Here is an 11,676-nt window from a genome sequence, read left to right on the forward strand (position 1 = left end):
AACAAAAAAGCTGACTTCTCAGCTCTTTTCTACTAATCTTCTCGGTCGATGATGACGCCCATAACAGTAAGGTGGCCATTACTAACCAAGGTCAAAACCAAGCGGGCTAGTTCTTTTGCTGGCATTGAAAAATTTGACTTAATCCACCAAAGTAAAGTCCCTGAAAAAATACTGGTCAGATAGGCCACGATAAATTCTGTTGGCACTTGCTCGCCAGATTCAGTGACATTTAGTTTCGCAAGCAAATGATCATATTTTTCATGTACCAAACTTCCAAATTCTTCTTGCATGACTTCCTGAGAAATGCTTTTTAGAACAATTTTAGCAATCGCAGCATTTTTCTCCAATCCATGATAAAAGTCCGTTAAAAGTTTCTCAGCTCGTTTAACTTTTACGCGTTCACCATTTGTAATCTGTGCTGCATCAATCATGTCAGACATTTGCTCTAGAACTTGTTGCTGAATCCCTTTTTGAAGGTCATCTTTGTCCGCATAATGTGCATAAAAAGTGGCACGATTAATCATGGCTTCATCAGCAATATCTTGTACCGTAATTTTCTCATAAGGTTTCTCGCTGAGAAGTTTGGCAAAGGCATCAAAAATCAATTTTTCTGTTCTCAAATAACGAATATCAGTAAGTTTCATGAGCTATTCCTCCGAGATAAACAACAGATTGTCGGGAATGTGTTGCTTAAACAACACAAGTTAAAAAATTAGCGATTGCAATTGACAATGAGTGTTTTATAATACTATTATAACAAACACTCTGTTGAATAAGCAACATTCTGTTGTGACATTAACAGCGTGTGAGATAAGTAAGAAAGGATTGAAATAGTGTTAAAGAACTGTCGACGTAACTACATTATTCGTTGCTAGATAATGAGTCATTTTTAGGAATGATATTTATCTACTACCTTCTAACACTTTTAGGTTTTTTATTAATGTATAAAGCAGGTATAGATGTCGGATCGACCACTGTTAAAGTTGTCATTTTCGACGATAATTATCAGTTACTATTTTCACGTTATGAGCGTCACTTTTCAGACGTCAAAACAGCAACTATCAAGGTTTTAAATGAAGCCATTTCTGAAATCGGCGACCAAACTGTCAGTATTGCCATTACTGGTTCTGGAGGTATGGGCTTAGCTGATGTGGCTGAAATTCCTTTCGTCCAAGAAGTTATTGCTGCGACTACTACCGTTGAAAAATTCATTCCACAAACTGATGTGGTAATCGAGCTTGGTGGTGAAGATGCCAAAATGACTTTCTTTGGTGATACCCTTGAACAACGCATGAACGGAACATGTGCCGGCGGTACAGGAGCTTTCATCGACCAAATGGCTGGACTTTTAAAAACAGATGCCAACGGGGTCAATGAACTTGCCAAAGGTTACGAAACCATTTACCCAATTGCCAGTCGTTGTGGGGTATTTGCTAAAACAGACGTCCAACCCTTAATTAATGAAGGGGCCAGAAAAGAGGACATTGCAGCTTCGATTTTCCAAGCTGTTGTCAATCAAACCATTGCTGGATTAGCTTCTGGGCGTAAAATCACTGGAAACATCGCCTTTCTTGGTGGACCGCTCTTTTTTATGAGTGAACTTCGTAAGCGTTTCATTGAGACCCTTGATATCAAACCAGAACATGTGATTTTCCCTGAAAATCCACAACTTTTCGTTGCCATGGGAGCTGCTCTTGATGAGAACCAAACTCAAATCAGCTTATCTGGAATCATTCATAACTTAGAAAATAATAGCTCGCAATCTCTAGTTCCTAAAAATACTCTTGATGTTCTTTTCAAAGATCAAGCTGAACTGGATGCTTGGCGCGCCCGTCACGATGAAGCTAGCGTTGAATACAGAGACATTACCACTGCTTCTGGGCCTCTTTTCCTTGGTATCGATGCAGGCTCAACCACTTCAAAAGTTGTCCTCACAGATCCTAAAGGAGCTATTTTATTCCAACACTACGGCAATAACCAAGGACAACCTCTTGAAAATGTCATTGCTATCCTAAAAGAACTTTACCATCAATTGCCAGAAGATGCTTTCATTGCTCGTTCTTGCGTGACTGGATATGGTGAAAATTTGATTAAAGCAGCTCTTCACGTTGACTACGGTGAAGTTGAAACCGTAGCTCACTTCAAAGCAGCTAATTATTTCAACCCAGGTGTTGACTTTATCCTTGATATTGGTGGTCAAGATATGAAAGCCATGAGTGTGCGTGATGGTGCTTTATCGAGTATTCAGTTAAACGAAGCTTGCTCTTCAGGTTGCGGCTCATTTATTGAAACCTTTGCCAAATCTCTTAAATACGATGTCAAAGATTTTGCCAAAGTCGCTCTTCTTGCAAAACACCCTGTCGACCTAGGGTCACGCTGCACAGTCTTTATGAACTCTAAGGTAAAACAAGTTCAAAAAGAAGGGGCTACGGTTGCTGATATTTCAGCAGGACTTTCATACTCTGTCATCAAAAACGCCCTTTACAAAGTTATCAAATTAAAACGTCCCGAAGATTTGGGTGAGAAAATAGTCGTTCAAGGTGGAACTTTCTACAATGAAGCTGTTCTTCGTGCCTTTGAACTCGTCAGCGAACGCGAAGTCGTTCGACCAAGCATTGCTGGACTTATGGGAGCTTATGGCTGCGCTATTATCGCTAAAGAAAAATACGAAGATGAACTAGCCAACCAAGAAGCTACTCTTGAAGTCAGCGCGGTACAGTAAAGGAGGGATTGCATGACTGAAACATCACTTACAGCCAATCGCACTAAGTCAAGTTTGATGGGGCTTGAAGAACTTGATCACTTTACCACTCAAAAAGAATTTACCCGTTGCGGTATATGTGAAAATAACTGCGCATTGACCGTTACCATCTTCAACGACGGCTCAAAATTCGTTACTGGTAACCGCTGCGAACGCGGTGCTGAAAAAGTAACTAAAATCAAATTCGACCGCAGCAACCAAAAAGAAAATCTGGTTGATTACAAATATAAAAAACTCTTTAAATTTAAAGCACTCTCAAAACGTGACGCTATCCACGGTGTTGTTGGGGTTCCACGTGTGCTTAACATGTATGAAAATTACCCACTCTGGCACACTGTTCTTACTGACTTGAAGTTCCGTGTTCAAATCTCACCAAAATCAGACAAACGATTATTTGAAAAGGGAATTGAAACTATCCCAAGTGATACCGTTTGTTACCCTGCTAAAATGGTGCACGGTCACATTCAAAGCTTAATCGAGCGTAAAGTGGATGCCATTTTCTACCCTAGTGTCATTTACGAACAAATCGAAAATAGCAAAGCACCTAACCACTACAACTGCCCAATCGTTCAAAGTTATCCAGAAGTCATCGAAAAAAACATGGACCCTATCCGCAATGGTGAGGTCAAATACTTCCATCCATTTGTTAACTTGGCCGACCATGAATCTGTTGTCAAATCACTTGTCAAAAGCTTTGCAGATTATGATGACATTACAGAAGCAGATATTCGTGAAGCCGTTGAACATGGCTATCAAGTCTTAGCTGACTTCAAGAAAGATTTACAAGATAAGGCTGATGAGCTCCTTAGTAAACTAGCTCTCAACGACGAAAAAGCAATTGTGCTTTCTGGACGCCCATATCACCTCGACCCAGAAATCAATCATGGGATTGCTAACATCATCACCCAAGAAGGTTTCCACGTTTTAACAGAAGATATGGTAGCTGGACTTGAAGAAGTTTCAGGTTTGCGCGTGGTCAACCAATGGGTTTATCACTCACGTCTTTACGCTGCTGCTAAAGTCGTTTCTAAAAATCCTAACCTTGAATTAGTCCAATTAAACAGCTTTGGTTGCGGGCTTGATGCCGTCACAACTGATCAAGTTGAAGAAATCATGCGAGCTCACAACAAGCTTTACACTGTCTTAAAAATCGACGAAGGAAGCAACCTTGGTGCCATCCGTATTCGTCTTCGTTCTCTTAAGGCTGCTGTTGAAGAACGTGACAAGAAAGCTAAAAAAGCTAATCTCAATCATATTTTCAACCAAGCTCCACAATTTACCAGCCAAGCTGATGAAGAAAGCAAAGAACCTATCTTTACAAAAGATATGAAGAAGAAACACACCCTTCTCATGCCAATGCTTTCACCAATTCACCAAAATGGTCTAATTGAAGAAGCCTTTAAACAAGCTGGCTATAACGTTGTGATTCTCCCAGCTATGGACAGAAAGGCTGTTGATGTTGGTCTAAAATTTGTCCATAACGATGCTTGCTACCCAGCTATCATCACTATCGGCCAATTGCTCGAAGCACTTCAAAGTGGTAAGTACGACCTCGACAATACCAGCGTCATGATGACTCAAACTGGTGGAGGTTGCCGTGCAACCAATTACATTCCGCTCTTGCGAAAAGCCTTAAAAGACGCTGGCTATCCTCAAATTCCTGTGGTTTCTGTCTCTATGGGAAATCAAGGTACAGAAGAAACACCTGGTTGGAATTTGACCTTACCATTTGTCAAACGTCTGCTTATCAGCGTACTTTACGGTGACCTTTTTGAACGAGTGCTCTACCGCGTTCGTCCTTATGAAGCCGTTCCAGGTTCTGCCAATGCCTTATACGAAAAATGGCTTGAAATTGCTCGTAAGAATGTCAAATCCGGCTCTTACTTCGAATTCAACCACAACATGAAACGAATCATTAAAGACTTTGATAATCTTGAAACCATCGAATTTGGTCAAAAACCACGTGTTGGTGTGGTTGGAGAAATCTTGGTCAAATACGCCCCTACAGCTAATAACGACATTGTTGCTATCATTGAAAATGAAGGTGGCGAAGCCGTTGTGCCAGACTTGATTGGCTTTATGAACTACTCACTCTTCAACCAAATTTGGAAAGCTGATGAGCTCAATATGAGCCAAAAATCAAAACGCCTAGCAAAACTTGGTATCGATGCCATCAATCTTCTTGAAAAACCAATGAACAAAGCTCTTGAAAAATCAGAGCGTTTCGAAGGTATCGAATCAATCTATGACATCGCTAAAGGTGCTGAAAAAGTCGTTTCAATCGGTAACCACACTGGTGAAGGTTGGTTCTTGACTGGTGAAATGATTGAATTACTCAACAATGGTGTTAAAAATATCGTTTGTCTTCAACCATTTGGTTGTCTTCCAAACCACATCGTCGGAAAAGGAATGCTAAAAGAACTCCGCCGACAATTCAAAGGTGCCAATATCTCACCAATCGATTACGACCCAGGTTCATCAGAAGTTAACCAATTGAACCGTATTCGCTTGATGATGACAACCGCTAAAAAAATGCAAAAAGCAAATTAATCAATTTAACACAATAGAAAAAAGTTCGCCGAGAGAGTAGCGAACTTTTTTCGTGTCAAATAATATTAAGAGAACATCTAGTCGAGATAAGCGATGACTTCAATTTCTACCTTGACGTCTTTTGGCAAACGAGCAACTTCAACAGCAGAGCGCGCTGGGAAATCAGCTTTAAAAGCCGTAGCATAAACTTCATTAAATGGAACAAAGTCATCCATGTCGCTTAAGAAACATGTCGTTTTAACCACATGGTCAAAATCAGTACCTGCTTCTGCTAAAATCGCAGAAATATTTTTAAGGACTTGTTTGGTTTGTTCTTGAATGCTTGTCCCAATAACTTCACCAGTTTCAGGTGACAAAGGAACTTGACCTGAAGCAAAAAGGAAGTTACCAACAACTTTTCCTTGAACGTAAGGACCAATTGCTGCTGGCGCTTTGTCCGTGTGAATTGTTTTCGCCATAAATTTTCACCTTCTCTCAAATAGATTAGGATTATTATAACAAAATATTCTGAAAATTGAAACATATTAATAAATAAAAATGCATTTATTTTCAAATATTTACAAAAAAGCAAATTGTTTATATAATAGAAGGCGTGCATAATCAAAAGTACTACTTTTGGACTGGTTCGAAAACTCCCAGAATAAAAAACTAGCTATCTACAAATTGAGACCTGCTCTTTGTTGAGCGTCTTTTTTGAGTGGCTTTGTTTTTTAGAAAACAAGGTCATTTTTTATTTTCTATAAATATTTTTTAGAAAGGAGGAAAGGATGACTAAGCAAAAAATTATTATTGACTGTGATCCTGGTATCGACGATACACTAGCGCTACTTTATGCCCTTAAACATCCAAATTTAGAAGTGGTTGCCATCACCATCGTCGCAGGAAATTGTCCAACAGATCTCGGAGTAAAAAATACTTTTACAAGCCTAGAGCTGCTTGATCGACTAGATGTTCCTGTCTACCAAGGAGCTGCTACACCGCTAACACGCGATTACGTTTCTGCCCAAGATACTCATGGTATGGATGGTCTTGGCGAAAATGATTTCCAACTCAAACACACTCCTCATGTTCAAGAAAAATCAGCAGAGCAATTCTTAGCCGATTACTTTAAAGACCCTAAAGATACTTCTATCATTGCCCTAGGTCCGTTAACCAATATCGCAAAAGCTCTTGAACTAAATCCTAAGCTCGGCGAAAACTGTCACCGTTTTGTCAGCATGGGAGGAAATTTCAAATCACACGGCAATTGTTCACCTGTTGCTGAATACAACTACTGGTGCGACCCGCATGCGGCACAAATCACTTTTGAACGTTTAGGTCGTAAAGTTGAAATGGTCGGACTTGATGTCACTCGCCATATTGTCTTAACACCAAATCATTTAGAATATATGAGTCGTATTAACGCTGAAATGACAGCATTCATCACAAAAATTACCCGTTTTTACTTTGATTTTCACTGGGAATACGAACATATCATTGGCTGTGTGATTAATGACCCTCTCGCATTGGCCTACTTTGTCAACAGCGAGGTCTGCTCTGGTTTTGATGCTTACACTGATGTTGTTACTGACGGCATCGCTATTGGGCAAACAGTCGTCGATCAATACGATTTTTACCACAAACCTAAGAACAGCACTATTTTGACTCAGGTTAACCCAAGTCTATTCTGGGAAGATTTTCTAACCGTACTTTTAGATGCACAAAAAGACATCATTCAAGATGATCTCAAAAATCTAAAGTTAGAAAGTTAAATCATGAAAAATTCATCAATTCGTATCATTTCTTTTATGGCAATTGCCATTGCAATTAACTATATTGGCGCAAACATCGCTTTATTCTTACGTCTGCCAATTTATCTTGATATGATTGGAACATTGTTAGTCGCTGTTGTCTTTGGACCATGGCTTGGTGCTGGTGCTGCTATTGTCAGTGCCTTGATTAGCTGGATGACGACTGATATCTTTGCTATTTACTTTGCACCTGTAGCTATCGTAGCTGCTTTTATTACAGGTTTCTTAATTAAAGAAACAAGCAAATCAAAAGACTTGATCTGGAAAAGCTTACTTGTCTCACTTCCTGGAACAGTTGTTTCATCAAGTATCACAGTCATTCTTTTCCATGGTATTACTTCAAGTGGTTCTGGCATCTTGGCACAAATTATTCATGGCTTAGGCATTGACATGACAGCAAGTTTAGTTTTGGTTCAAGCCATTACTGACTATGCTGACCGTCTCATTAGCCTTGCTTTGGTACTTGCTATCATCAAATCACTCAAAACTTTTGCGCCAAACCTTATGACTGCTAAAAACTAAACCAAAAATCCCAGCCGAATTGGCTGGGATTTTAACTTATGTCAAAGTCTGGCAAGTAATCGAAGCAATTGCCTCGTGCTTTCCTAAATCTGAAAAGTGTTCCTGCAAAGCTCTGATAAAAAACGTTTTACTAAAGAAAGTATCACTTGCTAAGCTTTTAAAGCTATCTGAAAGAGCTTCTTGCCAGATTTGTAAATCATGCTCAACTAAACCTACTTGTCGTTTAATCTGTTCTAAAAGCGGATGTGAAACTCTTTTTAGGTCTAGTGCAATACAAAATGTCTTATCAAAAAAGGTAATTTTCGCGATATAAGTTATCATGTTAATCACCTCTCACAAGAAATTTTAGCAAACATTTCTTAAATAAACTTAAAAAGCCTGAACTCAAAAGTTCAGGCTTTAATAATATTTATTAAGGTTTAATACCATTCCTTAGTCAAATCTCGCCTCACTTCGCTCCGCTGATTTGACACGCTAAGTCCTATTGGAACTTAGCTAAAGGACTGACTAGCTTTTAGAATGAAAAAGTTTCGTTTCCATTCTAAAAGCGTCGCGGTCAACTTTCTAAGGTTTAATACGGTGTAGCATACGTGGGAATGGAATAGCTTCACGAATGTGTTTAGTTCCAGCCACGAATGTTACCATACGTTCGATACCGATACCAAATCCAGCGTGTGGTACTGAACCGTATTTACGAAGGTCAAGGTAGAATTCATATTCTGATTTATCCATACCAAGAGCATCCATTTTAGCAACAAGTGTATCGTAGTCATCTTCACGAACTGAACCACCGATGATTTCTCCGTATCCTTCTGGTGCAAGAAGGTCAGCACACAAGACGCGTTCTGGGTTACCAGGAACTGGTTTCATGTAGAAGGCTTTGAAGCTTGCTGGGTAGTTAATAACAAATGTTGGTACGCCAAAGTAGTTTGAAATCCAAGTTTCATGTGGTGAACCAAAGTCGTCTCCGTGTTCTAGGTGTTCGTAATCAGCATCTTCATCATTTTCGTGTTCTTGAAGAAGATCGATAGCATCATCGTAAGATACACGTTTGAATGGTTCTGCAATGTATTTTTTAAGCAAATCAACATCACGTTCCAAAATTTCAAGAGCTTGTGGAGCACGGTCAAGAACACCTTGGATAAGTGCTTTAACATAAGCTTCTTGAAGATCAAGAGATTCTTCGTGTGATAGGAATGAATATTCAGCATCCATCATCCAGAACTCAGTCAAGTGACGACGAGTTTTTGATTTTTCAGCACGGAATACAGGACCAAAGTCAAAGACACGACCAAGTGCCATAGCACCAGCTTCAAGGTACAATTGACCTGATTGGCTCAAGTAAGCAGGTGTACCAAAGTAGTCAGTTTCAAACAATTCTGTTGAATCTTCAGCAGCATTTCCTGACAAGATTGGGCTATCAAATTTGATGAAACCATTTTTATCAAAGAAATCATATGTAGCGTAGATGATAGCGTTACGGATTTGCATGATAGCCATTTGTTTACGTGAACGCAACCACAAGTGACGGTGGTCCATCAAGAAATCAGTACCGTGTTCTTTTGGAGTGATTGGGTAATCTTCTGAATGACCAACGATTTTAAGGTCAGTCACATCAAGTTCGTAACCAAATTTTGAACGTGAATCTTCTTTAACGATACCCGTGATAAGGATAGAAGTTTCTTGGCTAAGGTGTTTAATTGTGTTGAATTTTTCAGTTCCTTCTTCTTCACCATATTTTTCAATAAAGTTTGGTTTGAAAGCAACTGCTTGGAAGAATGCTGTCCCGTCACGAAGTTGTAAGAAAGCAATTTTTCCTTTTCCTGATTTGTTAGCTACCCAAGCCCCGATTGTGACTTCTTCGCCAACATGATCTTTAACATCAATAATTGATACGTAATCTTTAGACATAATTCCTCTTTTCAAATATTACTCTGACACTTTTGTCAGTTTAATCTTATTAACTTTAGTTTTTGAACTACTAATAGTTACGCGGTAAGCCATTTCTTGCTTACCACCTTTCCAATCTTGGCAATACTTTAAATTGAATTGCGTCTGACCAGCTTTTTTGACTTTTCCAGTTACTCGAGTGTAGCCACCAGACCCGACTCGATTGTCTTTACTAGGATAAGCTTGATAAACAATATCATCTAAAAGACAAGTCTTCTTATCCACATCACTGGCAGTCCAAGTATAACCAGTCGTGCTATTGCTAGCCAAATCAATCTCAAAGCGCATGCCTTTAGACGTAACTGAATACTCCCCCAGTTTGGTTAATTCTGGAGAAGTTGGTTTAAAATGAATCCCTAATCCAACTGCAACGATTCCTGAAAAAGCAACTAATGCAATAATAAGTTTTCGTTTTTTGGACATCTTATTTTTCCATGAATGCTTTCAAACGTCTTACAGCTTCTTTCAAAGTATCCAAATCAGTCGCATAGCTCAAACGAACGTTCTCAGGAGCACCGAACCCAGCACCAGTAACAAGGGCTACTTCTGCCTCCTCAAGAATAGCTGTTGTAAAGGCAGTCACATCAGTGTAACCTTTCATTTCCATCGCTTTTTTCACGTTAGGGAAAAGATAGAAAGCACCTTGTGGTTTAATGACTTCAAATCCAGGAACTTCACAAAGCAATGGGTAAATAGTATTTAGACGTTCTTCGAAGGCTTGTCGCATAACTTCGATAGAGTCTTGTGAACCAGTAAGAGCTTCAATCGCTGCGTATTGTGAAACTGCCGTTAAGTTTGAAGTGGTTTGGCTGATAACTTTTGCCATACCTGAGATAATCTCTTCATTACCAACTGCAAAACCAACACGCCAACCAGTCATAGCATAAGTTTTTGAAGTACCATTTACGACAACTGTTTGATTTCGGATAGCTTCAGAAATTGATGAAATTGGTGTGAACTCATTTCCATTATATACCAAACGTCCGTAAATATCGTCTGCCAAGATTAAGATGTCGTGTTCAACAGCCCAATTACCAATTGCTTCTAATTCTTCACGGCTGTAAATCATACCAGTCGGATTAGATGGTGAATTCAATAAAAGAACTTTTGTTTTATCTGTACGAGCAGCTTCAAGTTGTTCTACAGTAGCTTTGAAGTCATTTGCTTCAGTTGTCGCAACTGTCACAGGAACACCATCAACCATTTTAACTTGATCGACATAAGACACCCAACATGGTGTTGGGATAATAACTTCATCGCCTGGATTAAGAACAGTTGTAAAGAAAGTGTAGAGAATGAATTTTGCACCTGTTGCAACAACTACTTGATTACGGTTAACAGAATAACCGTAGAAATTTTCCATGTAATTGTTGATTGCATCCTTCAATTCTGGAAGTCCAGAAGCAACAGTGTAGAAACTTGCTTTACCATTTTGAATAGCTTCAATTGCTGCATCTTGGATATTCTTAGGAGTTACAAAATCAGGTTCTCCCAATGTTAGTGATAAAATATCACGTCCTTGCGCTTTCAAGGCTTTGGCACGCGCACTCGCTGCTAAAGTCACACTTTCTTCCATGTTCAACACGCGATTTGATAAGTTTGTCATATGCCCTCCTTCTTCACGAGCTCACTTGTTTCAAAATTCACAAGATAATAACCATCAGTAGCTGTGACTTCCCAAATTGGGGTCTTGCCATCAATTCCGTAAACAACTTTTGAAATTCCTGTCGCACCATTAGCTGCAGCTACTTGCTCAGCTTGTTTACGACTAATCCCATCGTTTACAGAATAAACAAATACCTTACCATTGTCTTCACCTACAGCAACAATCTTCTGATCACCTGATGCTGTCGTTCCAAAAACACTATAGTATGTCTTAGAACCATTGTAAAGGTCAACAGAAGACGTTTGAACTAAATCAGCTTTTTCAATGGCTACTTGGGTCGCCAGTTTTTCTGCTCTTCGTTTTGGCTGAATCGCTAAATCCAAAACAGTCGTAGCAGAAAGCAAGAGAACTAATAAAATCAAGCTAAAACCAAGTAAATACTGTTTTACTGGTGTTAATTTTTTCATTTACTTCTCCCTTTTTGTTTATCTCTTTTA

General features: G+C 39.2%; 9 protein-coding genes, 1 pseudogene and 1 riboswitch. Of the genes and pseudogenes, 3 read left to right on the forward strand and 7 right to left on the reverse strand.

Annotated features, from left to right (window positions below; all coding sequences use genetic code 11):
- Window positions 1–32: 32 nt before the first annotated feature.
- Window positions 33–644, reverse strand: coding sequence for a TetR/AcrR family transcriptional regulator (locus GPZ88_RS01420; RefSeq protein ID WP_166043106.1), 612 nt, complete (start codon window positions 642–644; stop codon window positions 33–35).
- Between the two features lie 296 nt (window positions 645–940).
- On the opposite strand from GPZ88_RS01420, the pseudogene GPZ88_RS10440 reads away from it, so the two are divergent.
- A pseudogene (locus GPZ88_RS10440) lies at window positions 941–5,311 on the forward strand (acyl-CoA dehydratase activase-related protein).
- Window positions 5,312–5,388: 77 nt separating this feature from the next.
- Here GPZ88_RS10440 and GPZ88_RS01435 read toward each other — a convergent pair.
- A complete protein-coding gene (locus tag GPZ88_RS01435; protein ID WP_006532694.1) occupies window positions 5,389–5,769 on the reverse strand; it encodes a RidA family protein in 381 nt (126 codons plus the stop codon).
- 156 nt (window positions 5,770–5,925) lie between these two features.
- Window positions 5,926–5,969: riboswitch (PreQ1 riboswitch) on the forward strand.
- Window positions 5,970–6,078: 109 nt separating this feature from the next.
- Between GPZ88_RS01435 and GPZ88_RS01440 the strand changes: the two genes are divergently transcribed.
- Window positions 6,079–7,062, forward strand: a complete 984-nt coding sequence (locus GPZ88_RS01440; RefSeq protein WP_166043112.1) for a nucleoside hydrolase — start codon at window positions 6,079–6,081, stop codon at window positions 7,060–7,062.
- Between the two features lie 3 nt (window positions 7,063–7,065).
- The gene (locus tag GPZ88_RS01445) at window positions 7,066–7,623 is read left to right on the forward strand and encodes an ECF transporter S component (RefSeq protein ID WP_166043114.1); all 558 of its coding nucleotides are present in this window, start codon (window positions 7,066–7,068) and stop codon (window positions 7,621–7,623) included.
- A gap of 36 nt (window positions 7,624–7,659) precedes the next feature.
- On the opposite strand, the gene GPZ88_RS01450 is transcribed toward GPZ88_RS01445, so the two are convergent.
- From GPZ88_RS01450 to GPZ88_RS01470, 5 genes are all read right to left on the reverse strand, one after another.
- Entirely contained in the window at window positions 7,660–7,944 is a 285-nt protein-coding gene (locus GPZ88_RS01450) for a hypothetical protein (RefSeq protein WP_158914233.1), read from the reverse strand.
- Between the two features lie 243 nt (window positions 7,945–8,187).
- On the reverse strand, window positions 8,188–9,534 hold the full coding sequence (asnS, locus tag GPZ88_RS01455; RefSeq protein WP_039696562.1) for an asparagine--tRNA ligase: 1,347 nt from the start codon (window positions 9,532–9,534) through the stop codon (window positions 8,188–8,190).
- Between the two features lie 18 nt (window positions 9,535–9,552).
- A complete protein-coding gene (locus tag GPZ88_RS01460; protein ID WP_039696561.1) occupies window positions 9,553–9,996 on the reverse strand; it encodes a protease inhibitor I42 family protein in 444 nt (147 codons plus the stop codon).
- A 1-nt stretch (window position 9,997) separates the two neighbouring features.
- On the reverse strand, window positions 9,998–11,179 hold the full coding sequence (locus GPZ88_RS01465) for a pyridoxal phosphate-dependent aminotransferase (RefSeq protein WP_039696560.1): 1,182 nt from the start codon (window positions 11,177–11,179) through the stop codon (window positions 9,998–10,000).
- Complete coding sequence (locus tag GPZ88_RS01470) at window positions 11,176–11,646, reverse strand: cell wall elongation regulator TseB-like domain-containing protein (RefSeq protein WP_039696559.1); 471 nt, start codon at window positions 11,644–11,646, stop codon at window positions 11,176–11,178. The genes GPZ88_RS01465 and GPZ88_RS01470 overlap by 4 nt, the downstream gene beginning before the upstream one ends.
- Window positions 11,647–11,676 lie beyond the last annotated feature (30 nt).

Origin of the sequence: Streptococcus ruminicola (assembly GCF_011387195.1) — a bacterium.
In the GTDB taxonomy this organism is placed as follows: domain Bacteria; phylum Bacillota; class Bacilli; order Lactobacillales; family Streptococcaceae; genus Streptococcus; species Streptococcus ruminicola.

Excerpts from the sequence above, each read along its gene's own strand:
- GPZ88_RS01420 (WP_166043106.1), bottom strand. The coding sequence starts at position 644 with ATGAAACTTACTGATATTCGTTATTTGAGAACAGAAAAATTGATTTTT.
- GPZ88_RS01435 (WP_006532694.1), bottom strand. The coding sequence starts at position 5,769 with ATGGCGAAAACAATTCACACGGACAAAGCGCCAGCAGCAATTGGTCCT.
- GPZ88_RS01440 (WP_166043112.1), top strand. The coding sequence starts at position 6,079 with ATGACTAAGCAAAAAATTATTATTGACTGTGATCCTGGTATCGACGAT.
- GPZ88_RS01445 (WP_166043114.1), top strand. The coding sequence starts at position 7,066 with ATGAAAAATTCATCAATTCGTATCATTTCTTTTATGGCAATTGCCATT.
- GPZ88_RS01450 (WP_158914233.1), bottom strand. The coding sequence starts at position 7,944 with ATGATAACTTATATCGCGAAAATTACCTTTTTTGATAAGACATTTTGT.
- asnS (WP_039696562.1), bottom strand. The coding sequence starts at position 9,534 with ATGTCTAAAGATTACGTATCAATTATTGATGTTAAAGATCATGTTGGC.
- GPZ88_RS01460 (WP_039696561.1), bottom strand. The coding sequence starts at position 9,996 with ATGTCCAAAAAACGAAAACTTATTATTGCATTAGTTGCTTTTTCAGGA.
- GPZ88_RS01465 (WP_039696560.1), bottom strand. The coding sequence starts at position 11,179 with ATGACAAACTTATCAAATCGCGTGTTGAACATGGAAGAAAGTGTGACT.
- GPZ88_RS01470 (WP_039696559.1), bottom strand. The coding sequence starts at position 11,646 with ATGAAAAAATTAACACCAGTAAAACAGTATTTACTTGGTTTTAGCTTG.